General features: G+C 64.9%; 25 protein-coding genes and 1 riboswitch. Of the genes, 17 read left to right on the top strand and 8 right to left on the bottom strand.

All coding sequences use genetic code 11. The annotated features are described in order from the left end of the window. Nucleotides 1-90 precede the first annotated feature (90 nt). On the top strand, nucleotides 91-504 hold the full coding sequence (locus NJ75_RS07315; RefSeq protein WP_039332999.1) for a hypothetical protein: 414 nt from the start codon (nucleotides 91-93) through the stop codon (nucleotides 502-504). Here the strand turns inward: NJ75_RS07315 and NJ75_RS07320 are convergent, their stop codons facing one another. Next, a complete protein-coding gene (locus NJ75_RS07320) occupies nucleotides 505-1005 on the bottom strand; it encodes an MmcB family DNA repair protein (RefSeq protein WP_039333001.1) in 501 nt (166 codons plus the stop codon). A 37-nt stretch (nucleotides 1006-1042) separates the two neighbouring features. After that, nucleotides 1043-1618, bottom strand: coding sequence for a TMEM165/GDT1 family protein (locus tag NJ75_RS07325; RefSeq protein ID WP_039333003.1), 576 nt, complete (start codon nucleotides 1616-1618; stop codon nucleotides 1043-1045). A gap of 25 nt (nucleotides 1619-1643) precedes the next feature. Then, a riboswitch (yybP-ykoY riboswitch) is annotated at nucleotides 1644-1828 on the bottom strand. A gap of 92 nt (nucleotides 1829-1920) precedes the next feature. Here NJ75_RS07325 and NJ75_RS07330 point away from each other — a divergent pair. Further along, on the top strand, nucleotides 1921-3240 hold the full coding sequence (locus NJ75_RS07330) for an alginate export family protein (RefSeq protein ID WP_039333005.1): 1320 nt from the start codon (nucleotides 1921-1923) through the stop codon (nucleotides 3238-3240). Here NJ75_RS07330 and NJ75_RS23720 read toward each other — a convergent pair. Then, on the bottom strand, nucleotides 3213-3401 hold the full coding sequence (locus NJ75_RS23720) for a DUF1289 domain-containing protein (protein ID WP_039333007.1): 189 nt from the start codon (nucleotides 3399-3401) through the stop codon (nucleotides 3213-3215). The two genes, NJ75_RS07330 and NJ75_RS23720, sit on opposite strands and share 28 nt — an antisense overlap. Further along, nucleotides 3398-4708: a M20/M25/M40 family metallo-hydrolase gene (locus NJ75_RS07340; protein WP_039333009.1), complete on the bottom strand. Its 1311-nt coding sequence runs from the start codon at nucleotides 4706-4708 to the stop codon at nucleotides 3398-3400. The genes NJ75_RS23720 and NJ75_RS07340 overlap by 4 nt, the downstream gene beginning before the upstream one ends. 327 nt (nucleotides 4709-5035) lie before the next feature. Here NJ75_RS07340 and NJ75_RS07345 point away from each other — a divergent pair, with 327 nt between their 5' ends. From NJ75_RS07345 to NJ75_RS07410, 14 genes are all read left to right on the top strand, one after another. Further along, nucleotides 5036-6568 carry a DEAD/DEAH box helicase gene (locus NJ75_RS07345; RefSeq protein ID WP_039333011.1) on the top strand — a complete coding sequence of 511 codons (1533 nt, stop codon included), beginning with the start codon at nucleotides 5036-5038 and terminating at the stop codon, nucleotides 6566-6568. A 72-nt stretch (nucleotides 6569-6640) separates the two neighbouring features. Then, complete coding sequence (locus NJ75_RS07350; RefSeq protein WP_039333013.1) at nucleotides 6641-7351, top strand: sterol desaturase family protein; 711 nt, start codon at nucleotides 6641-6643, stop codon at nucleotides 7349-7351. Further along, nucleotides 7348-7776: a DUF2141 domain-containing protein gene (locus NJ75_RS07355; protein ID WP_039333014.1), complete on the top strand. Its 429-nt coding sequence runs from the start codon at nucleotides 7348-7350 to the stop codon at nucleotides 7774-7776. The genes NJ75_RS07350 and NJ75_RS07355 overlap by 4 nt, the downstream gene beginning before the upstream one ends. Then, nucleotides 7776-9035 (top strand): MFS transporter, encoded by a 1260-nt coding sequence (locus NJ75_RS07360; RefSeq protein ID WP_039333016.1) that lies wholly within the window; start codon nucleotides 7776-7778, stop codon nucleotides 9033-9035. The genes NJ75_RS07355 and NJ75_RS07360 overlap by 1 nt, the downstream gene beginning before the upstream one ends. A gap of 19 nt (nucleotides 9036-9054) precedes the next feature. After that, on the top strand, nucleotides 9055-9927 hold the full coding sequence (locus NJ75_RS07365) for an HpcH/HpaI aldolase/citrate lyase family protein (protein WP_039333018.1): 873 nt from the start codon (nucleotides 9055-9057) through the stop codon (nucleotides 9925-9927). A gap of 89 nt (nucleotides 9928-10016) precedes the next feature. Beyond that, nucleotides 10017-11366: a PAS domain-containing protein gene (locus NJ75_RS07370; protein ID WP_039333020.1), complete on the top strand. Its 1350-nt coding sequence runs from the start codon at nucleotides 10017-10019 to the stop codon at nucleotides 11364-11366. Between the two features lie 56 nt (nucleotides 11367-11422). Then, nucleotides 11423-12379, top strand: coding sequence for an alpha/beta hydrolase (locus tag NJ75_RS07375; protein WP_236727089.1), 957 nt, complete (start codon nucleotides 11423-11425; stop codon nucleotides 12377-12379). Between the two features lie 10 nt (nucleotides 12380-12389). Then, a complete protein-coding gene (locus tag NJ75_RS07380) occupies nucleotides 12390-13769 on the top strand; it encodes a M48 family metalloprotease (protein ID WP_039333022.1) in 1380 nt (459 codons plus the stop codon). 10 nt (nucleotides 13770-13779) lie between these two features. After that, entirely contained in the window at nucleotides 13780-14577 is a 798-nt protein-coding gene (locus NJ75_RS07385) for a DsbA family protein (RefSeq protein WP_039333023.1), read from the top strand. Nucleotides 14578-14635: 58 nt separating this feature from the next. After that, nucleotides 14636-15793: a sensor histidine kinase gene (locus NJ75_RS07390; RefSeq protein ID WP_039333024.1), complete on the top strand. Its 1158-nt coding sequence runs from the start codon at nucleotides 14636-14638 to the stop codon at nucleotides 15791-15793. A gap of 111 nt (nucleotides 15794-15904) precedes the next feature. Next, a complete protein-coding gene (locus tag NJ75_RS07395) occupies nucleotides 15905-16702 on the top strand; it encodes a LytR/AlgR family response regulator transcription factor (RefSeq protein ID WP_039333025.1) in 798 nt (265 codons plus the stop codon). Between the two features lie 120 nt (nucleotides 16703-16822). Further along, nucleotides 16823-17689: a carboxylating nicotinate-nucleotide diphosphorylase gene (nadC, locus tag NJ75_RS07400; protein ID WP_039333026.1), complete on the top strand. Its 867-nt coding sequence runs from the start codon at nucleotides 16823-16825 to the stop codon at nucleotides 17687-17689. Nucleotides 17690-17701: 12 nt separating this feature from the next. After that, a complete protein-coding gene (locus NJ75_RS07405; RefSeq protein WP_039333027.1) occupies nucleotides 17702-18094 on the top strand; it encodes a hypothetical protein in 393 nt (130 codons plus the stop codon). A gap of 4 nt (nucleotides 18095-18098) precedes the next feature. Further along, nucleotides 18099-18803: a ribonuclease T2 gene (locus tag NJ75_RS07410; protein ID WP_039333028.1), complete on the top strand. Its 705-nt coding sequence runs from the start codon at nucleotides 18099-18101 to the stop codon at nucleotides 18801-18803. Here the strand turns inward: NJ75_RS07410 and NJ75_RS07415 are convergent. Further along, nucleotides 18800-19255, bottom strand: coding sequence for a nucleoside deaminase (locus tag NJ75_RS07415; protein ID WP_039333321.1), 456 nt, complete (start codon nucleotides 19253-19255; stop codon nucleotides 18800-18802). The two genes, NJ75_RS07410 and NJ75_RS07415, sit on opposite strands and share 4 nt — an antisense overlap. A gap of 120 nt (nucleotides 19256-19375) precedes the next feature. Here NJ75_RS07415 and rpmB point away from each other — a divergent pair, with 120 nt between their 5' ends. Then, entirely contained in the window at nucleotides 19376-19660 is a 285-nt protein-coding gene (gene rpmB / locus NJ75_RS07420) for a 50S ribosomal protein L28 (protein WP_039333029.1), read from the top strand. A 74-nt stretch (nucleotides 19661-19734) separates the two neighbouring features. On the opposite strand, the gene NJ75_RS23245 is transcribed toward rpmB, so the two are convergent. The 3 genes from NJ75_RS23245 to NJ75_RS07435 all read right to left on the bottom strand — a co-directional run bounded on the left by NJ75_RS23245 (nucleotide 19735) and on the right by NJ75_RS07435 (nucleotide 22766). Further along, nucleotides 19735-20727, bottom strand: a complete 993-nt coding sequence (locus tag NJ75_RS23245; RefSeq protein ID WP_169745706.1) for an esterase-like activity of phytase family protein — start codon at nucleotides 20725-20727, stop codon at nucleotides 19735-19737. A 61-nt stretch (nucleotides 20728-20788) separates the two neighbouring features. Then, nucleotides 20789-21283, bottom strand: coding sequence for a peptide-methionine (R)-S-oxide reductase MsrB (gene msrB / locus NJ75_RS07430; RefSeq protein WP_039333031.1), 495 nt, complete (start codon nucleotides 21281-21283; stop codon nucleotides 20789-20791). 145 nt (nucleotides 21284-21428) lie between these two features. Beyond that, nucleotides 21429-22766: a cytochrome P450 gene (locus NJ75_RS07435; protein WP_039333034.1), complete on the bottom strand. Its 1338-nt coding sequence runs from the start codon at nucleotides 22764-22766 to the stop codon at nucleotides 21429-21431. Nucleotides 22767-22801 lie beyond the last annotated feature (35 nt).

The following is a 22801-nucleotide window of genomic DNA, read 5'->3' on the forward strand; positions in this document are numbered from 1 at the left end:
ACCTAGCAGCGGCTTGGCGGGCATGCCAGCGATTTTGTGTTCCAGTCGCGTTTAGCAATTTGGGAACGGGTTGCGGGCTAGGCCGAAACCATGAACGGGGTTTCGACGTCATCAGGTGATTCGCGCGCCGCGCTGCCGCAGGCGGGCCGGGCCGAGTTCGGCCATGCCGCTGGCAATGCCATGTCGATGAAGTGGTCGGCATTGCACGATGCCGCTGCCGTGGTCTGCACTCTCGCGGGTTTGCAGCAGGAAATGCGCAAGCCCGAAGTGCGCAACTTCCCGGCGATCATGCGTGATACCGGTGGATGGCGCTATGACTTGGCGAAGCAGGGCGTTGACGATCTCGCCGCGATCATGGAGCCGGGATTGGCGGCATTGCTTGCGGTTTCGGCGCGCGGGCAAAGCCCCGGCCCGGCCGCGACGGCGCTGTGGCATGAATTCCTCGCATCGCGCGCCGCCTTGCTGGCGCTGGTACCGCCATTGGGCATCAAGCGGCGGGCCTGATCAGCTTTCCCAAGCGGCGCAATGGGGATCAATGCCGACAAGCTGACGGCGCAACGAGGCGCGGGCAAGACGTTCCACTTCGGCCTTGCGGCGTGCAGCAGCCAGCGGAATGGTGGGCGCAGGGCGCAGAATCTCGGCATCATAACCGTCGGCGACGATTACCCCGCAAGCATGCGGCAGGAAATTGTCGGTGTCGAGCACGGCACGGTCAAGATGCGGCGCAAGTCCCCAGTAGAACCGGTCGCAATGATCCAGGTAATCGGTCCACTTGCCATCGCCCAGCAGGTCGGCCCGGGAGACCTTGATCTCCACGATCACGACCTGCCCCTTGGCGTCGATGCCCATGAGATCGGCGCGCCTGCCGGAACGAAGCGGCATTTCGGGCAGGCACCAGATGTCGTTGCGCGCGAACAGGCGGCAGATGCCGCGCGCGACGGCGCGTGCTTCGCGTTCGACGACATCCGGGCTTGCGCCGGGACCAGTGGCAGCTGATTCGATCATGCCGCCAGTTTAGAACAAATGCCGAACGCGTAAAGGCTTAGAAGAAGCCCAGTGTCTGAACGAACAACCACACGCCGGTGGCAACGAGCAGCGCGGCGGCAACCATTCGCACGATGTCGAGCGGAACACGCTTGATCAATTCGTTGCCGAAGATCACGGCTGGGACGTTGGCAATCATCATGCCAAGCGTCGTACCGGCAGTGACCGCGATGGCATCGTTGAAGCGTGCGCCCAAAGCAATCGTGGCGATCTGCGTCTTGTCGCCCATCTCGACGATGAAGAATGCCACCAGCGTAGTGAGAAATGCGCCGTAGCGCGAAGGCTTGGGTGCTTCGTCCTCGTCCATCTTGTCCGGCACCAGGGTCCACAGGCCCATGGCGACGAAACCGATGGCAATGGCGAAGCGGAACCACTGGCCATCGAGGAAGGCGGCGGCGGTCGCACCGAGCAGGGCAGCGAGGAAGTGGTTGGCAAGCGTTGCGCCAAGGATGCCGAGGACGATCGGCAGCGGCCTTTTGAACCGGGCGGCGAGGATGATTGCGAGCAATTGCGTCTTGTCGCCAATCTCGGCGAGCGCGACAATCGCGGTGGACGTGCTGAAGGCTTCGAGCATCGACAATTCCGGGGCCGGGCGGAGCGATCAGGCCAACGACAGCTTACCCCTCCGCCCGGCCCGGACGATGGGTTCGCTGTCATTGGTCTCGCCCGGTGGACAAAAGTCCTGCCGCCTGCGCCATGGTCTCTCGACCAAGCATGTTGACGCTGAGGGCCGCGCCAGGCCCGAAAACCTGCCAGCGGTGGCTACTCCCCAAATGACGTGGGGTGCCGTTAGCTGCGTATGGCGTGGCATGCAAGTGCAGGCTATGGGCAGTAGCAACGCTATCCGACCACGGGTGCGCCGGGGAAAGTCAGATCGTGAAGCGCATTGCCGTTGCCGTCCTTGCCTGCAGCATTGCGCTGCCCGCGCAGGCCGAGGAAGGCCCGTGGACGTTGTCAGCCTCGGCGCGGCTGCGTGTGGAATCGATCGGCGGGCAGTTCCGCCCCGCCCCTGCCCCCGCAACCGACACGATGGTTTCGCTCAGGACCGAGCTTGCCGCCGGCTATGATGCCGGGCCGGTGCGGTTCAATGCCGAGCTCTGGGACGCGCGGGCTTGGGGACAGGACGCGCGCTCTTCAGCGAACACTGGCGAGGTCAACGCGCTCGAACTGGTGCAGGCGAACATGGCGGTGAAGCTGGCGGGCAAGAGCACGCTGACGCTGGGGCGCTACACCCTCGACCTCGGCAACCGGCGCATGGTGGCGCGTCAGCGATTTCGCAATACGACCAATGCCTTCACGGGCGCGCATCTTGAGCTGGACGGGGGCAAGGGACGCAGGCTCGACCTGATGTTCGCCCTGCCCCACCAGCGCCTGCCGGACGACGTTGCGGGCATTCGCGAGGACCGGGTGAAGTGGGACCGCGAGAACTTCGACGTCATGTTCTTTGGCGCGCATGGTACGCTGCCGCAGGTGCTTGGTGGGACCCTTCAGCCCTATGCCTTCGGACTGATCGAGCGCGACGGCGCGGGGCTGGCGACAGCGAACCGGCGGATCGGCACGGTGGGCGCGCGCCACTTCGTGAAGGCAAGCGCCGGGGCTTGGGACCACGACGTCGAAGGCGCGGTCCAGTTCGGCAAGGCACGGCGGACATCGGGGGTGGCGGATGTGACCGATCTCAACGTGTTCGCCTGGTTCGTCCACGCCGATGCCGGCTATACCTTTGCCGGTGGCTGGAAGCCCCGCGTGGTGGCGATGTTCGACGCCGCGAGTGGCGATAAGGGCAGCGCGCGCAAGTTCACCCGTTTCGACACGCTCTATTCGGCGCGGCGCTTCGAATTCGGGCCAAACGGGCTTTACGGGCCGTTTCGGCGGAGCAACATCGTCTCGCCCTCGCTGCGTCTGGAAGTGACTCCCTCGAAGCGAACCGACGCTTTCGCGGCGTGGCGCACGGCCTGGGCCGAGAACCGGCGCGACCAGTTTGCCGCGACCGGGGTGCGTGATGCCAGCGGAGCCTCAGGCAGCCTCGGCGGGCACCAGATCGAAGGGCGCGTACGGCACTGGATCGTGCCGGGGCTGCTGCAGGTGGATGGCGGAGCGGCAGTGCTGTTCAAGCGGAGCCTGCTGCGCGACGCGCCGAATGCGCCGCCGACCGGGAATACGACCTACGGCTATTTGGATGTCACGCTGACGCTCTGACGCGCAGCGAGGTCGCGCAGGATCGCGTGCTTGTGCGCAGCCGATGCCGTGAACCATGCCGTGATTTCAGCCAGTGTGCGATGGCAACCGCGGCACTGCGTGCTGACCGGATCGATTTCGCAGACACCGGTGCATGGGCTGGGCGGGTGATCGTCGTTCACCGGTCGGACTTTTCCGCCGCCAGCCGCGTCATCAGCAGGGCAGCGCGCTTGGCCTGGGTCCAGATGCTGGCGACATCGACAGTCTCGCCGGGCGCATGGTCGCCGGTGGAATGGGGGCCGAGGCCGACGAGACCGTCAATGTATTCGGCAACGAAGCTGATGTCGCCCGCGCCGCGCTTCATCGGATCGAGCGGCTGCATCTCAGGCAGATCGAGCGTGGCGTTGACCCGATTCAGCTTGGCGAGGAGCGCCTTGTTGCCTGCGGTCGGCGCCATCGGCGGGTAGCCTTCGCTGAACGTGATCTTCGCCGAGGTGACGCCTGGGTAACTGCGCGCCACGATCCACTCCATCTTGCGCATCGCGGCAGCGTTCTGTTCGAGGCTGAGTGTGCGCAGGTCCCCGCGCGCCACGACCTTTCCGGGGATAATATTGGTCTTGCCCTGCGCCGAAACATGAGCGTTGTCATCGGCCACGTCAGCTTCCGCCCCACCCGCGATCAGGCCCACGTTAAGGGTAAGGTAGGGTTCGGGCAGTTCCTCCCGGAAAGCGCTCAAGATCCTCGACGCAGCATAGATGGCGCCATCGCCGGCATTTGCCCCCCAGACACCGCTGGAGTGGCCGGACTTCGCCTCGACCGTCAGCGTCCAGCTTTGCGAGGAGCGGCGGGCGATCGATCCCATGTCCTTGCCATTTTCGCGGCTCAGCCCTTCGAAATCGAGCGCGACATCGGCAGCCTTGGCTGCGGTGACAAGATCTGCGCGTGCGACTTCGGTGGGGGAGCCTGCCTCTTCCTCGTCACCGGTGAGGAATACCTCGATGTTGGCGTTCTTGAGCGTGCCTGCCGTTTGCATGGCACGAACGGCGGCGAGGATCACGGCGATACCGCCCTTGTCGTCACCCACGCCGGGACCGGTCGCCTTGTCGCCGTTCAGCACATAGGTCTGGAACGGGGAATCTGGCTCGAACACGGTATCGAGGTGGCCGATCAGCAGGAGCTTCTTCCCGCCCTTGCGACCCTTGTGCGTGAGCACGAGATGCCCGGCGCGCCCGGTCTGCCCCATCGGAATCCAGCGCGAAGTGAATCCCAGAGCCGTGAACTCGGGCGCAACGATATCGCGCAACCTTCGTACGCCTTCGAGATTGCGGCTGCCCGAGTTCTGGTTGACCATTGTTTCAAGGAACTTGAGGGTGCGCGCCTGTTCGGCATCGACGGTGGCGACCATCCTTGCCTCGGCCCCCGTGGGCGCGGCCTGCGCAGAGCTGCCGACAAGGACGAAGGCAGAAACCAGACCAATCGTGAAACGCATCGACCCACTCCTTTTGCGGGCACGTTGGCGAGCTGGACGAAGCCTTGCAACCGCCTTTTGCCCGAATTTCCTTGCTTTAACGGGAAGTGCTGCCTATGTGCACCGCAGCAAGACCGGTGGCGGGCAACCCGCTGCAGTCCGGATGCTGGCGTGAGATTTCGCTGAAACGGCAGAAATCCGCTCCGGACGAACGGTTGTTGCCCCGCCCGCTTCCCCTTTCACGCATGGGTCGCATGATCGACCCCGCTCGTGCCCTTCAGGCGCGTGCGCCCAGCGAATTCAACTCGCGCGTCGGCCCTGCGCCGATACGCCCACGAAAGCATATTCATGTCATTCTTCGCCGAACTCGGCCTTGCCGAACCCATTCTCCGCGCCCTTGAAACCAAGGGCTACAACGATCCCACGCCAATCCAGCGCCAGGCCATCCCGGCCCTGCTGCAGGGCCGTGACCTGCTTGGCATCGCGCAGACCGGCACCGGCAAGACCGCCGCGTTCTCGCTGCCTTCGCTGCACCGGCTTGCCGCCAACCCGCAGCCGCGCAAGCCGGCCTCGTGCCGCATGCTGGTGCTTTCGCCGACGCGCGAACTGGCCGCACAGATCGCTGACAACATGAAGGGCTACGCCCGCAACCTCAACATGTCGGTAGACTGCGTGTTCGGCGGCGTGCCCGTCGGCAAGCAGGCCCGCCGCCTCGTGCCGGGCGTCGACATTCTGGTCGCCACGCCGGGCCGCCTGCTCGACCTGATCGACCAGCGCGCGCTGACGCTTGGCCGCACCGAAATCTTCGTGCTCGACGAAGCCGACCAGATGATGGACCTCGGCTTCATCCACGCGCTGAAGCGCGTGGCCAACCTGCTGCCCAAGACCCGCCAGAGCCTGTTCTTCTCGGCCACGATGCCCAAGGCCATCGAAGATCTGGGCAAGCAGTTCATCGTCAATCCGGTGCGCGTCGAAGTCGCCCCGAACTCGACCACGGCCGAGCGGGTCGAGCAGTACGTGACCTTCATCAACCAGGCCGAGAAGCAGGCCCTGCTGACGCTGCGCATCCGTGCGCTGCTGGCATCGAAGGAACTGGACCGCGCGCTGGTGTTCACCCGCACCAAGCACGGCGCCGACCGCGTGGTGCGCCACCTTTCGTCCGCAGGGATCGACGCTCGTGCCATCCACGGCAACAAGAGCCAGGCGCAGCGCACTGCCGCGCTCGAGGCTTTCCGTCAGGGTTCGTGCCCGGTGCTGGTCGCTACCGACATCGCCGCGCGTGGCATCGACGTTTCGGGTGTGAGCCACGTGTTCAACTTCGAACTGCCAAACGTGCCAGAACAGTACGTCCACCGCATCGGCCGCACCGCGCGTGCCGGGGCTGACGGCATTGCCATCAGCTTCTGTGCGCCGGACGAGAAGCCCTACCTCAAGGACATCGAGAAGCTGACCCGGGTCAAGATCGACACCATGGGCCTGCCCGAGAATTTCATGGCCGAAGCCGCCAAGCTGCCTGCACCGAGCCGCAAGCCTGCGGAAATGGAGCAGGATGCCCGCCGTGACGCGCGCGATGCACGCGGCAATGGCGGTCGTGGTGCCGGCGGTCAGGGTCGCGGCGGCGAAGGTCGTGGTGGGCAGAACCGCAACAGCCAGGCCCACGGGGGCCGCGCGCAAGGCCGGGACGGGCGCCCGCGCGATGTCTCGCCGCGTCAGGAGCGTCGTGACGGCGGTGCCGCCGATCGTGGTCCGGTGCGCAATCCGGTGCTCGAAGCCACACTCAACGGTGGCGAGCGCGAGGACGGCAACAAGCCGCGTCGCTTCCGTCCGCGCGGTGCGCCGGGCGTCGGTGCGCACAAGCACAAGGTTCGCCGCGCGAGCTGATCTGCGGAAGGCTCGGCCCTGCCCCAAGGCAGGGCTGTCCTCCGCCTCAAAAGCTTGGCATAGGGACGCGCAATGGACAGCGTTCTAGCCTCGGCGATTGCCATGACCGTGATCGTCGCGGTGCGCTATCTGATCACCAGCGGAATGTTCGCCTGGGCGACGCACAAGGTGCGGCCGGGGCATTATGCTGGCCTTGAAAAGCAGATCCGTTCGGAGATCACCTGGAGCCTCGCCACCGCCGCAATCTACGGCGTGCCGGCCGGCGTGGTCGCGTGGGGCTGGCAGCAGCGCGGATGGACCAAGATCTATGTCGACCCGCTGGCCTATCCGCTGTGGTGGATGCCGGTCTCGCTGCTGCTTTACCTCTTCATCCATGACACCTGGTTCTACTGGACGCATCGCTGGATGCATCGTCCGCAGGTGTTCCGGCGCATCCATGCCATCCATCATGCCAGCCGCCCGCCCACGGCATGGGCCGCCATGAACTTCCATCCAATCGAGGCGGCAATCGTCTCGCTGCTGATTCCGGCGCTGGTCTTCGTCATCCCGATCCATGTCGGGATGCTCGGGCTGGTGCTGCTGGTGATGACCGTGATGGGCGTGACCAATCACATGGGCTGGGAGATGTTCCCCCGCTGGCTCGTTCATTCTGGCGCAGGGAACTGGCTGATAACGGCGAGCCATCACCATCGTCATCATGAACTCTATCGCTGCAACTACGGTCTCTATTTCCGTTTCTGGGACCGGCTGTGCGGCACAGACAAGGGACTGTCCGCACCATGAAGCGCGCCTTACTCCTTCTGCCATTTCTTCTCGCCGGAAATGCCCCTGCGCCGACAAGCATCACGGTCGACATCAATGGCCTGCGCAATGCCAAGGGCATGATCTGGCTGTGCATGAGCGCAAACCCCAAGCTGTTCCCGGAAGGATGCGACAAGGACCCCAATCGCCGCACCGCGTCGATCCGGGCAGACCAGCCCGGCCCGCTGGTGATCCGCGACGTGATGCCGGGGCGCTATGCCATCGTTCTCCTGCATGACGAGAATGGGAACAAGAAGATGGACAAGACGCTGTTCCTGCCGAAGGAAGGTTTCGGCTTCTCGCGCGATGCGCCGGTCAAGATGTCGGCGCCCAAGTTCGAGGCGGCGGCCTTTGACGTTACCGGCGGCGCACCTGTCCGCATGAAGATGAAGGTCCGATACCTGTAGTGCCAGCCGCTTCTGCCAAGCCTGTCCATGGAAGTCCCCTAGCACCGTTCCGTTACCCCGCATTCCGGGCAATCTGGACGGCCAACCTGTTCTCCAACATCGGCTCGATGATCCAGTCGGTGGGCGCGGCATGGCTGATGACCGAGCTGACCACCAGCCACGTGCTGGTGGCGCTGGTTCAGGCCTCGGCAACGATCCCGATCCTCCTGCTGGGCGTATTCGCGGGCGCCATTGCCGACAACTACGATCGCCGCCGGGTGATGCTGGCGGCACAGACCGGCATGCTGATCGTGTCCTCGGTGCTGGCCGTGCTCGCCTATACCGGCAATGTCGGGCCATTCTCCTTGCTGGCGCTCACGTTGATGGTGGGTATGGGTACGGCGCTGAACGGCCCCGCATGGCAAGCGTCGGTGCGGCTGCAGGTGGGGCGGCAAGACCTGCCGCAAGCAATCTCGCTCAATGCGATCTCGTTCAATCTGGCAAGGAGCGTCGGGCCAGCGCTCGGCGGGATACTCATCTCGCTGTGGGACACGAGCCTTGCCTTTGCGCTCAACGCAATCAGCTATCTCGGCATGATCGTGGTGCTGTCGCGCTGGCGGCCCGAATCGCTACCGCCGATGCGCGAGCCGATGCTGGCGGCGATCGGCCGGGGCGTGCGGTTCTGCGCCTCGTCCTCGCCGATCCGCAAGGTGCTGCTGCGCGGTCTGGCCATCGGCTTTGGCGCGGCAGGCCTGCAGGCACTGATGCCGAGCGTGGCGCGCGACATGCTCAAGGGCAGCGAGCTTGATTACGGCCTGATGCTGGGCGGGTTCGGCATCGGTTCGATCGTGACGGCACTGTTCGTCTCGAAAGTGCGGCAACGGCTTGGCAGCGAGACCGTGGTGACCGGGGCGACGCTGATCTTCGCCTGCGCGCAATTGCTGATGGCTTCGGCCACGGGCATCCCGATGGCCGTGCTCGCCGCCTTCGTGGGTGGCATGGGTTGGGCCAGCGCAATGACCAGCCTCAACGTGGCGATGCAGTTGCGCAGTCCGGAAGACATTCTGGGCCGCTGCCTGTCGATCTATCAGGCGGTGACCTTTGGCGGCATGGCGCTGGGCGCGTGGTGCTGGGGCTCGGTGGCCGATCTTGCCAGCTTGCCGACCGCACTTCATGCCGCAGCGGCGTGGCTGGTGCTTTCACTTGCCATGCACTTTTTTGCGCCTATGCCGACGCGCGAAGAGGGGCGGCTGGACGCTGTCCCTGCGCCAAAACGCTAGAAGTTCGAAGGTTCTCGCCATGACCGACGCCCGCCCCTTGCGCTCGCTTCTCTACATGCCGGCCAGCAATGCCCGGGCGATGGCCAAAGCGCGCAGCCTCGATTGCGATGCAGTGTGCCTCGATCTGGAAGACGCGGTGGCGCCCGAAGCCAAGGCCGAAGCACGCGCGGCGCTGGTCGCCGAGGTACAGGCAGGAGGCTTCGGTCATCGACGACTGATCGCGCGGATCAACGGCCTGTCGACGCCATGGGGGCATGACGATCTCGCTGCGCTCGCACAGGCTCCGGTCGAGGCAGTGCTCGCTCCGAAGGTCGATGACTCTGCCAACGTGCAGGCACTTTCGGCCGGGATGGACGCTGCCGGCTTCGCGCCCGACGTGAAACTGTGGGTAATGGTCGAGACGCCGCGCGCCGTTTTGGCGCTGGAGCGGATTGCCGATTGCGCAAGAGTCACGCGGCTTGCAGGCTTCGTGCTGGGGCTCAACGATCTCGCCAAGGATAGCGGCATTGCCCAGTTGCCGGGGCGCATTGCCTTCCTGCCGGTGCTGACCATGGCCGTCCTGGCGGCGCGGGCCAATGGCCTCGTGATCCTCGACGGCGTGTGCAACGCAATCGAGGATACCGCGCGGCTCGAAGCCGAATGCGTGCAGGCGCGCGAGTCGGGATTTGATGGAAAGACGCTGATTCACCCGGCGCAACTTGCCACCTGCAACCGTGTGTTCGCACCGAGCGAAGCCGATATCGCCGAAGCGGAGTCCATCGTCGCGGCCTTTGCCGACCCGGCAAATGTCGGCAAGGGCGCGCTGCGCCTCAACGGGAAAATGGTGGAATTACTGCACCTTGCCCAAGCCGAGAAGGTATTGGCCACCGCCGCCGCCATCGCTGCGCGTTAACCCCGTATAAGCTCCACTGGCGCAACTTAAGCACTTCTTCACGAAGTTGCGCCAGACCAGTCCTCAATCAAGGGGACCAGGTGAGCCTGATGGATACTTTGCGTGGATTTGATCGTGACGCCGCCGAGGCCGAACTCGACCTCTCCGGTTTCGAGGACGACGTTCCGAGCGAGCCGCCGCCGCCGGTGGTGGGGCAGGACGAGCGCCGCATGCAGGTGCGCGCCTACAACTACTGGGCCGGCCTGCTCGGCGAACATTCGTTCCCGCTGGTCACCCCGCTCCTCTCGGGCACTTATCCGGACTTTGCCGACAACCTCGTGCTGCTGCACTTCGACGAGGGGATCGAGGACCCGGCGATTGCCTTTCTCGGCGCCAGGCTGGCCGACGAGTGCGGCACGGAAAGCTCGATCACCCGCCTGAGCCAGGTGCCCGGCCGCTCGCTGCTGTCACGCATCACCGACCACTACATGCAGATCATCGCCAATCAGGCGCCGATCGGCTTCGAGGCCGAGTTCGTGAACCACTTTGGCCGCACGATCCTCTACCGTGGCATCCTGCTGCCGTTCTCGTCGGACGGCACGCGCATCGACTACATCATGGGTGCGATCAACTGGAAGGAACTGGCCGACCAGGCGACGACCGACGAGTTGCTGCTGGAAATCGGGCAAGCGCTCGATTCGGCGCCGATCAAGAGCCAACCGCGCCGTCCGCTGATCGAGCCGACCGATGCCTGGGCCGATGGCCCCACCTCGCTTGATGCCGATATCTTCCCTGAGCCCGCCTTCGGGCTCGACGACGATATCCTGCCACTGCCCGCAGGCGCGCCTGCCGATGAACCGGAAGCCCTGGCCGATTGGCTCGCCTCTGCGCGCGAACTGGCCCTCGTGGCCAATTCGAGCGAAGACCGCACTCGCAGCGCGCTTTATGCCGCGATCGGGCGGGCCTGGGACTTCGCCCTTGCAGCGCAGGCAGAACCGGAAGAGTTTGCCGAACTGCTCGAAGACGCAGGGCTGACCATGCAGGAGCGCGCGCCGATGACGCCGGTGGTCAAGCTGGTGTTCGGCGCCGACTACGACAAGACGCGCCTCACCGAGTACGCCACCGCGCTGACCCATGCGCAGCGCATCGGCCTCGGCCGGGGTGAGCTGGGCGCCTACCTCTCCGAAGCCGCTGGTGGCCTCAAGGGCGTGATCAATGCCGAGCGCCGCCTGCGCCGCGAGGAAGCCGGCAAGGCGCTCGCCAAGCGCGGCCCTGAAGCGCTTGCGCAGTCGCTGCGCGCGCTGCCGGCACGCAAGGTCACCGAGATCGCGCCACCCGAAGGCGAGGAATTCGCGCTGGTGGTGGTGCGTCGCCTCGAGAGCGGCGAGATTGTCGCTCTTGGCGAGGTGCACGATGACGCGGCCCTGTTCGAACGTGCAGCGCGCCATCTGATCGGCTGACAGACCGCACCTGCAGGTGCCTTGCGCAATGGCGGCAGCCTGCTAGCCAGTGCCCCATGGCACGGACGGTGAAGGGCAGGCGGCGCATGGGTTGGATCGGCTGGGCGGCGCTTTGCTTCGTCCTGCTCGGATTGGTCGGCTATGCCGCCTACAGCCATGCCATGCGGAATAATGCTGTTGCCGTGCTGGACGGTGCCGACAAGCTGCTCAACGGTGGCGATGGCGCGATCCAGCTGGTCGCGGCCGAGCGCTATGGCAAGAATCCGGCGCAGAAGCTCGAGATGTTCGTGCCGCAAGGCGCCAAGGGCGCGCTGCCGATCGTGGTGTTCGTGCATGGCGGCAGCTGGGCGAGCGGCGATCCCCACGACTATCGCTTCATTGCGCGGACGCTGTGCGCGCAGGGCTATGCGCTCGTGCTGGCGGGTTACCGGCTCTATCCGCAGGCGAAGTTTCCCGGCATGCTGGAGGACGGCGCGGCGGCGCTGCGCTGGGTGCAGGACAATGCCGCCAGGTATGGTGGCGATCCGGCGCGCATGGCGCTGATGGGGCATTCGGCCGGGGCCTACAACGTGGTCATGCTCACGCTTGATCCGCAGTGGCTGAAGGGCGTGGGGCTGGACACGCAGGCGATCCGCGGGACGGTCTCGCTCGCTGGACCGTTCGATTTCCTGCCCCTCGATTCCCCGGCAACCATCAACAGCTTCGGCGGTGCGCCTGATCTTTCCAGAACCCAGCCGGTCAACTTCGCGCGCAAGGACGCCCCGCCGCTCCTGCTGGTGACGGGCGATGCTGATACCCGGGTCAAGCCGCGCAATTCGCAGGCGCTCGCCCAGCGACTGACCGAAGCAGGCGCGCCGAACCAGCCGGTCCTGCTCGAGGGTGTCTCCCATGAAGGCATCATCATGATGTTCGCGCGCCCGTTCTCGCGCGATACCCGCGCGCTTGACGCAGTGCTGCCGTTCCTCGCCAAGGTCACGGCACCTTCAGTTTCCGTTCAGGCGCCGGGTCGATAGTCCAGGCGTCGTGACGGTCCGAATCCCCGCCCTGCTCCTCTCGCGCCTGCTCGCGCTGGTCGCCGCGCTGTCGCTCTGCATCCAGCCAGCGGCTGCGCAATCGGTGCTGCGCGATGCGGAAACCGAGGCGCTGTTCCGCGATGCCTCTGCCCCGATCTTCAAGGCGGCGGGGTTCAACCCCAAGGCGATCGATCTGGTCCTGCTCAACGACGGGTCGATCAACGCCTTCGTTGCCGGAGGACAGGCGATCTATATCCATTCGGGGCTGATAAGCGCGGCTGACAACGTCAACGAACTGCAGGGCGTGATCGCGCACGAACTGGGCCACATCACCGGCGGCCACATCATCCGGTACAACGAGGGGCTCAAGCCGGCCACCGGCATCACCGTGCTTTCGCTGCTGCTCGGCGGTCTGGCCGCTGCGGCAGGTTCGCCCGACGCGGCGCTGGGCGTGTTCATGGCCGGGCAGCAGGCCGCGCTTGGCAAGTTCCTCGCCTTCAGCCGCGCGCAGGAAAGCTCGGCAGACGCAGCGGGCGCAAAGTTCCTTTCCGATGCCGGCATTTCCGGACGCGGTTCGATCGAGTTCTTCAAGAAGCTGCAGAACCAGGAATTCCGCTATGGCTACAATGCCAGCAAGAATCCGGACGCGGAGTTCTACAGCACGCACCCGATGACGTCCGACCGCCTGACCACGCTCCAGGATGTCTACGAGAAGGACCCGGCGTGGAACACCCCGCCCCCGGCCGAGCTGCAGGCGCGGTTCCAGCGGGTCAAGGCCAAGCTCAACGGCTATCTTGCCGAACCGCAGGACACGCTGCGCGCCTACCCCGATTACATGACCGACATTCCCGCGCGCTATGCCCGCGCCTATGCCTTCCACAAGGAGGCCTATGTCGACAAGGCTTTGGCGGAGACCAGGGCGCTGATCGCCAGCGATCCGGACAATCCCTATTTTCTCGAGCTGGAAGGACAGATCCTGCTCGAATCCGGTCGCCCCGCGGATGCCGTGGCGCCGCTGCGCAAGGCTACGCAACTGACCGGCAACGAGCCATTGATCGCCACCACCTTTGGCCACGCCCTGATCGCCACCGAGGACAAGGACAATTTCGCCGAAGCCGAAAAGGTGCTGAAGACTTCGGCCTCGCGCGACCGGGACAATCCCTTCACCTGGTACCAGCTCGGCGTGGTCTACGAAGCCAAGGGCGACATTCCCCGCGCGCGCCTTGCCAGCGCCGAACAGCAGCTTATGAACATGCGGCTGGCCGAAGCCGTACGCAGCGCCGAGGCCGCCGAGGCCGCACTGCCCAAGGGCACGCCCGACTGGCTACGCGCGCAGGACATTGCGATGTCGGCGCGGGCAATGATGGAACGCCAGAAGAAATCCCGCTAGGCACCAGACAATGTCAGATACAAAGCCCCGCCGCATAGGCGCCTTCGCCGCCTTCGCCCTGCTCCTTGCCGCAGGCGGGGCAGCTGGAGGATGGTGGTACGCCCACCGCGACGCCGATACTGCGTCAGGCGACGACGCGGACCTTGAAGCCTCGCTGGCGAGCGCGGGAATCAATGGCAAGGAACGCGCCGCGATCGAAGGACTGGTGCGGTCCTATATCCTCGAACACCCCGAAGTCCTGCCCGAGGCGATGGAGCGGCTGCAGCAGCGCGAGGCGGCAGCGCAGATCGGTCCGATGCGCGGCGCGCTTGAAACACCCTTCCCCGGTGCGGTCATGGGCAATCCCGACGGCAAGGTCACGCTGGTGGAGTTCACCGACTTTGCCTGCACCTATTGCCGGCAGAGCGTGAAGACCCTGGACGCGCTGATCGCGAAGAACCCCGACTTGCGCGTGGTTGTGCGTGAACTGCCGATCATCGCACCCGAAAGCGCGCCCGCCGCGCGCATGGCGCTGGCGGCGGCAGCGCAGGGCAAGTATCCCGCCTATCACAAGGCGATGTTCGAGGGCGCCCGGCCTTCGGATGCCAGCATCACCGCTGCGGCGACCGCGGCGGGGCTAGACCTCGCCTCGGCACGCACCTTTGCAGCCCGGCCCGATGTCGAGGAAGAGCTCAAGCGCAACCTTCAGCTGGCCCGCCAGCTTGGCATCAACGGGACGCCCGCATGGGTGATCGGCGAACAGCTGGTTCACGGCGCAGTTCCGCAGGAAGACCTGCAGGCTGCCATCGATGCTGCACGCAAGAGCTGAGGCGGAAGTAACAGGGGCGGGCTAGCCTAGCCCGCTCCGAACGGTTACAAACCTTTTCATGGCAGCCTTGCCGTTCAGACCGACGCCGTTCTTCGGCAACAAGAACAGAGCCTTCTGGCGCCTGCAGTTCATGGGCTGGGGCGGCGCGATGCTGCTGCGTGCGATGTCGTCCATCGCCAATGCGCAGCCGTGGTCGTTCCTCGTCATCGTCGTCATCGCCACGATCACCGGCTTCTCGATCTCGCTGATCCTGTCGGTAATCTACCGCGCGCTGATCAACCGGCGGCCGATTGTCACCTGGGGCGTGACTGCCATCGCGATGTCGGTGGCGGTCGGTCTTTACGCCTTCATCGATTCGTGGGTCATCAGCCTCTACCGGCAAGGCGGCGATGCCAGTTTCGCGCAGCTGTTCCTCGGGGTGTTCTACCTCGACCTCACGCTCGTGATCTCGTGGACCGGGCTGTATTACGCGATCAACTTCTTCCTGCAGGTGGAAGAGCAGAACGACCAGCTGATGCGGCTGGAGGCACAGGCAACCTCGGCCCAGCTGGCCATGCTGCGCTACCAGCTCAACCCGCACTTCTTGTTCAACACGCTCAATTCGATTTCCACGCTGGTCCTGCTCAAGCAGACCGAACCGGCCAACGCGATGCTTTCGCGCCTGTCCTCGTTCCTGCGCTACACGCTGGTCAACGAGCCGACCGCGCGGGTGACCGTTGCCCAGGAAATCGAGACATTGAAGCTCTACCTCGATATCGAACGCATGCGCTTCGAAGAGCGCCTGCGCACCGAGTTCCGCATCGATGATGCCGTCCGCAATGGCCTGATGCCTTCGCTGCTGCTGCAACCGCTGGTCGAGAATGCCATCAAGTATGCGGTCAGCCCGATGGAGTACGGCGCGGAAATCACCGTCGAGGCGCAACTCGTCGGCCCGATGCTGCGGGTCACCGTGTCGGACACCGGGCCGGGCTTGCCACCGGGCACCGATCCTTCAAGCGTGTTCGGCGTGAGCAGTGACAGCACCGGGATCGGTCTTGCCAACATCCGCGACCGTCTGGTCCAGGCCTATGGCGAGAACCAGCGCTTTGACATCTCAAACCGCCCGGAAGGGGGTTTTCAGGTCGTGCTCGAACTGCCGTTCGAAGCAAAGGCAGAGCCCGTACAGGCTATGCCCGTCCGACGCCCGATCGGGGTCGGCATGGGGGTTGGTGCATGATCTCGGGAACCGACTGCCACTTTACCCGTCCTGCCATCAGGCAGACTCCAACGGGGGACCGTTTCGGGGGCGCAACGTGATCCAAGTCTGGACAAGACCCAAGGGAACCGCATGACGATCCGCACGATCCTCGTCGACGACGAGAAACTGGCCATTCAGGGGCTGCAGCTCCGGCTTCAGGCCTTCCCCGATGTCGAAGTGATCGACACCTGTTCGAACGGCCGCGAGGCCATCCGCAAGATCAAGACCGAAAAACCCGACCTCGTCTTCTGCGACATCCAGATGCCCGGCTTTGACGGCTTCTCGGTGGTCAAGGGCGTGATGGAAATCGACCCGCCGCTGTTCGTTTTCGTGACCGCTTATTCCGAGCACGCGATCAAGGCGTTCGAGGCCAATGCCGTCGACTACCTGCTCAAGCCGGTTGAGGAAGACCGCCTTGCCGACGCACTGGACCGGGCACGCACGCGTCTGTCCGAGAAGCGCGGCCGCGAAGAAGCCGAGAAGCTCAAGACCGTGCTCGCCGAAGTGGCGCCCGATGCCATGCCGGAGATCGAGGACGAGGGCGAGCCCGTTGCCGGCCGGTTCGAAAAGCTCATCAACATCAAGGACCGTGGCAAGATCTTCCGCGTCGATGTCGACACGATCGAGCGCATCGAGGCTGCGGGCGACTACATGTGCATCTACACCGGCGACAATTCGCTGATCCTGCGCGAGACGATGAAGGACTTGGAGCGTCGCCTCGATCCCCGCGTGTTCCAGCGCGTGCACCGCTCCAAGATCGTCAACCTCGATCAGGTGCGCCAGGTCAAGCCGCATACCAACGGCGAATGCTTCCTTGTCTTGGAAAGTGGTGCCGAGGTGAAGGTATCGCGCTCCTACCGCGACGTGGTAGCGCGTTTCGTTCACTGACCAAATTCGCCTCACACTTCCGCTCATGCTGAGCTTGTCGAAGCATGCCCGAGCCGGTAGCTGCGAAGGACGTGCCTGCCTCGCGTCCTTCGACAGGCTCAGGACGAGCGGAGTGCTTTGATGCAAGAATTTCTCATCCCCGGCTTTGATCTCGAAGCCTTCGTCACCGCAACGCTCGCCGAGGACCTTGGCGAAGGCCTGCCTGGCGGCGGGCATGACGTGACCAGCGAAAGCGTGATTCCGGCCGATGCGCGCTTTTCCGGCGTGATGGACAGCCGCGACGCGATAACGGTGTGCGGCTTGCCGATTGCCGCCGCATTCTTCCGCGCGCTCGATCCTACCATGAAGATCGAAATTCTCGTCGCAGAAGGCGCGCAGGTTTTGCCCGGCTCCGACCTGATGCGGCTCGAAGGCAATGCCCGTGCGATGCTGACGGCAGAGCGCAGTGCGCTCAACACCGTCCAGCACCTTTCGGGCATTGCCACGCTCACCCGCCAGTACGTTGATGCCATGGGCGAGACGAACGCGAAATTGCTCGATACCCGCAAGACCATCCCCGGCCTGCGCCTCCTCGAAAAGTACGCCGTGCGCACCGGTGGCGGCACCAATCATCGCATGGGCCTGTGGGACGCGGCGATGATCAAGGACAACCACGTACTCGTCGCAGGTGGCGTGGCCGAAGCCGTGCGCCGCGCGCTGTCTGCAGGGGTCAAGGACGTGATCTGCGAGGTCGATCATATCGACCAGATCGAACCCGCTCTCGATGCCGGCGCAACCCGCCTGCTGCTCGACAACATGGGACCAGACTGCCTGCGCGAAGCCGTGGCGCTGGTTGCCGGCCGCGTCCCATGCGAGGCTTCGGGCGGGGTGCGGCTTGACACCATCGGCGCGATTGCCGCCTCGGGCGTGGATTACGTATCGGTCGGCCGCCTGACGCAGAGCGCGCCCGCCGCCGACATCGGCCTCGACTTCACGCCAATCGCCTGAACGGAACCCCAGATGCGCCCCGCCACCATCCGCGCCTTTGAAATCAGCGTGATCGCCAGCCAGCTGATCCGTATCGTCAACATCGTCGCCAATGCCGGCGCGATGGCAGCCGCGCTGGAAGTCGGCCGCAATGAGTTGCTGATCGGACCGTTTGCCAACGCGCTGGTCGCCATCGGTCTTGCGCTCGCAGTTTCTCGCGGCCGGTTTGCGATAGCGCGCTGGTTTCTCGCCGCCGTGATCGCGCTCGACGTGCTGGGCCTGGGCGGAATTCCGGCCGTGGCGACCATGATCGGCGTTCCCTTCGCGATCTTCTCGGTCATCGCCATCCTGCTGATGATTGCCGCAGGCGTGCTGATGTTCCTGCCGGCATCGACGGCGTGGCTGAAGCAGGACAAGGCTGGCTGAGACAATGCGATCACGCATCGCGGCGATTGCCTTCGGCCTCACCGCCACTCCTGCCCTCGCGCAAGGCTGGCAATGCCAGGTGCCACCGCAGATCAGCGTACCCGCCCTACCCGAGCCTGACGCGCCGCCGCGCATCGTGCCAACGACCGGCTACACGCTCGCCATAAGCTGGTCGCCCGAGTTCTGCCGCACACGCAAGCTCGACCCCGCCCATGCCACCCAGTGTTCGGGCAGGCAGGGACGCTTCGGCTTCGTGCTCCACGGACTGTGGCCAGATGGCAAGGGCGGCAAGTATCCGCAGTACTGCCCCTCGCGCCTGCGGCCGGATGCGCAGGTCCTGCGCCGCAACTTCTGCACCACGCCCTCGGCCGACCTGATGATGCACGAGTGGGCCAAGCATGGCACCTGTATGGGGATTACCCCTGCGGAATACTTCAACAAGGGCCGCGCGCTGTTCCAGGGTCTGGAGTTTCCCGACATGGCCCGTCTCTCGCGCACCGAGGGGCTGGACGTGGGCAAGGTCAAGCAGGCGCTGGTCATCGCCAATCCGCGCCTCCGGCCGGAAATGATCCGCCTGCTGCTGGGTCGCGACGGCTGGCTGCGCGAGGTGCACCTGTGCCATTCGCGCAAGCTCAAACCGGCGCGCTGCCCGATCGGCAACAGCGGCCCGGCAGATGCCGTGCCGGTGAAGATCTGGCGCTCTTTCTAGCGCCGCTCGCGGAAGAACCGGCGTAGCATCTCGGCCGCTTCATCCTCGCCCATGCCGGAATAGACTTCGGGCCGGTGCAGGCAGGTGGGCTGTTCGAACACGCGCGGCCCATGCTCCACCGCGCCGCCCTTGGGATCGCTGGCGGCGTAGTAGACCCGTGCGATGCGGGCGTGGGCAATGGCCCCTGCACACATCGCGCAGGGCTCGAGGCTCACCCACAGGTCACAACCTTCGAGCCGCTCCTGCCCGAGCGCCGCAGCCGCAGCCCGAATCGCCAGCACTTCGGCATGGGCGGTGGGGTCGCAGAGTGTGCGCGGCTGGTTATGGGCCGCAGCGATGACCTTGCCGTCCTTGACGACCACCGCACCGATCGGCACTTCGCCCTCATCGGCAGCAATACGGGCTTCCGCAAAGGCCAGTCGCATCGGTTCAGGCAGGGGCCAGCGGATCATGGTGCGGGGTATAAGGAGCAGATTGCTGCTTTCAAACTCCGAATCCTTGACTTCGCCCGGTGAATCGATAAGAGCCGCGCCTTCCCGATAGGTATTATCGAACACAAGCGAGTTTTAGCCATGTCGCGTATCTGCGAACTGACCGGTAAGGGCCGCCAAGTCGGTCACAACGTAAGCCACGCCAACAACAAGACCAAGCGTCTGTTCCTGCCCAACCTGCAGAACGTCACGCTGATGAGCGAGAAGCTGGAGCGCAGCTTCAAGTTCCGCGTTTCGACGCATGGTCTGCGTTCGGTCGAACACAACGGCGGTCTCGACAACTGGCTGCTCAAGCAGTCGGACACCAAGCTCTCGACGCGCGCCCTCAAGGTGAAGCGCGAGCTGGTCAAGGCGAACGCCGCCTAATCTTTCTGCCCGCAAGGGTTTGAAAATCGAAGGCCCCCTTTCCCTAACCGGATCGGGGGCTTTTGCTGTACCTGCTATCGGGCGGAAAGCGTCGCCGGATCGAACCAGAGCCTCAGCAGCCGTGTCTGCTGGAACGTCGAGGCGTTGGCGTCGGATACCAGCCAGAGTGACAGCCCGTCCGTGCCAGGCGTCAGCGCCATCCCTTCCCAGTTCTCGCGCATGGCTGGTCCTTCGAGGCGGGCCAGTTCCGTGGTCGGCAGTGGCCGCCGGGGCTCGAGGCGCGAGAGATCGGCCAGCACGATTCGCGCCGAGAAGCCGGGTGGTGAAAAGCCCAGCTTGCGCACAAGAATGAGCAGCCTGCCATCCGGCAGCGGCACAGCGTCCACCGGATCAAACGCCGCAGGGACGATGAATCCGAACTTTTGCGCCTTCGACAGTCCCGGACGACCTTTGAACAACAGCCCGAGATGAAGCCCGCCCCGACCGGTGCCGCAGGATTCGCACAGCATGATCCAGCGGCCATCGGGCAGGCCGGCCATCGCCTCGGCCCCGCCATTGCGGGGCCAGTCCCGCGTTTCGTTCACCGGGATGAGATTGGTGGCACCGGTGCCGGGGTCCGTCCGGACCACGCGCCAATCGTCTTCCAGCCCGGTCCAGAGGCTGCCATCGGCAGAATCACGCACGACACTTTCGGTATCGAAGCCAACGCTGGTGTGTCCATCGGGCCAGCGCTGCACCACCATGTTCGGCATCGATGAGGTGAAGGCGCCGGGCGTCAGCGACAAGGGGATCGAAAGCGTGCGGTTGCGGTCGCTGATGGCAAGCAGTCCGCCATCTTGCGGCACCAGCGCCGAATAGCCGCCGAAGCGGTGGTCCGCCCCTTCCAGCAACCAGGCCTGTTGCAGAACGAAGGGGCCAAGCTGCTTCCGCTCCGCCGCGGGGATTCCCGGCATGAGGTCAGTGACGACAACCCGTCGGTCGAACGTGAAGGGGTCCTTGCGCTGCGTTGCCCAGACCAGCACGGCCAACGGCAGCAGGACGAGGAAGGTGAAGAGTTTGCGACGCACCGGCATGCCGTGGGCATCGCGCCCGGCACCGTCAATCGCGAAATATGCTCAGGTCCTGCAATCAGGCAGGGCGGAACTTCAGCGCATCGCCGTTGATGCAATAGCGCAGCCCCGTGGGCGCAGGGCCGTCGTCAAAGACATGGCCGAGATGGCCGCCGCATTGCGTACAGTGGACTTCGGTACGGACCATTCCCAGCGAACGGTCGGAACTGGTCGCCACGCCCTTGGGCAAGGGCTTCCAGAAGCTGGGCCAGCCGGTCCCGCTATCGAACTTGGTGGCGGACGAGAACAGCGGATGGCCATCGGCCGCGCAGACGAAGGTGCCCTTGCGATGCTCTTTCAGCAGTGGCGACGTAAAGGGGCGTTCCGTGCCTTCCTCGCGCAGGATGTAGAACTGTTCTGCCGTCAGGACACGGCGCCATTCGGCCTCGCTCTTCATGATCGGGAACGTGCCCTTGGCCGCAGGCTTGGCACTGCAGGCGCTGGCAAAGGGCAGGACCGAGCCTGCGGCGAGGAAAGCCATGAAGCTGCGACGTGAGGTTGACTGGGCGATCATCTGCAAACCTTCCGGTGTCCTGCCGATGGGAGAGAGGGTGTTACCTCGGGGGCGGAGTGCCCACCGGCAGGACTTGGGCCATGCTAGCCTGGTCCTGCCTGCTCCATCGTGACGCAGGTCATAGCACGACGACCTGTATCCGCGATTACCGCTTTTCGAGCACGACCTCGAGCTTGCGGAAGCCGTGGACGAAGTTGGCGCGAACGCGCTCCACTGCGCCAGCCACGCGCACCTGCATCCGCCGCTCGTGCATTTCCTCGAGCAGGATGCGCAGTTGCAATTCCGCCAGACGCGCGCCGACGCAGCGGTGCACGCCATAGCCGAAGGACAGGTGCCGCCGCGCATTGTCGCGATCGACGATCAGCTTGTCGGCGTTCTCGAACACGCTCTCGTCGCGGTTGGCCGAAATGTACCACAGGATCAGCTTCTCGCCGGCCTTGATCTGCTGGCCAAACAGGTCGGCATCGGCCGTCGCCGTGCGTCGCATGTGCGCCAGCGGGGTGACATAGCGGATGCATTCCTGCACCGCGTTGGGGATCAGCGAAGGATCGCGGGCGAGCAGGTCACGCTGGTCGGGGAACTGGTCGAGCGCGTGGACGATGCCTGACATCGTGTTGCGCGTGGTATCGTTGCCGCCGACGATCAGCAGCACGAGGTTGCCCATGAACTCCTGCGGGCTCATGTGGTTCATTGCCTCGGAATGGATCATCATCGAGATGAGATCGCCAGAGGGCTCGGCGCGCATGCGTTCGCCCCACAGGCGCTGGAAATAGTGCGCCATCTCGCCAAGGAAGCCGAAACGCATGTCGGACAGGTCGCGGGCGAGGATCAGTTCGACGTCACCGGCCCAGTCCGACCAGAACGTCAGCAATCGGCGATCCTTCCACGGGAAGCCGAACAGCAGCGCCAGCATGCCGGTGGTCAGTTCGATCGAGACCTTGTCGACCCAGTCGAACTTCTCGCCCCACGGCAGCGAATCGAGCACCTCGCCGGTGCGCTGGCGGATCTCCCGCTCCATCTCGACCATCTTGGCCGGGGTAAAGGCGGGGGCGACAGTGCGGCGCTGGCCGGTATGCTCGGGCCGGTCCATGGCGATGAACATCGGCAGCTGCCGTTCGGCCAGCAGCGCAGGATCGGTATCTGCCGGGGGATCGCCGATGGTGATGCCGCCATGCTTCCATGACGAGGAATAGAGTTCGGGAAGCGATTCGACATGCTGGATCGCCTTGTGGTTCACCACGTTCCAGTAGGCACCGTAGGGCGATTCGGGGATGAAGTTGACCGGTGCTTGCGCACGCATCTCTGCAAAGATCGGCTGCCAGCGATCCTCGACATAGATGTCCGATCGGCTGACATCCCACTTGTGATTGTGGACCGGGGCGCCTTGCGGGTTCTCCTTGAGCCAGGCGGTGAACGCCTCGATCGCGGTGGGAGAGCTGCGGTAGGTGAACTGCTGGGCTTCGGGTGCAAGCTGCGTGGCCATGGCTATCCTCCGGAACGGCCGCACGTTGCCCGCAC

Source organism: Novosphingobium subterraneum (assembly GCF_000807925.1).
GTDB classification, from domain to species: domain Bacteria; phylum Pseudomonadota; class Alphaproteobacteria; order Sphingomonadales; family Sphingomonadaceae; genus Novosphingobium; species Novosphingobium subterraneum.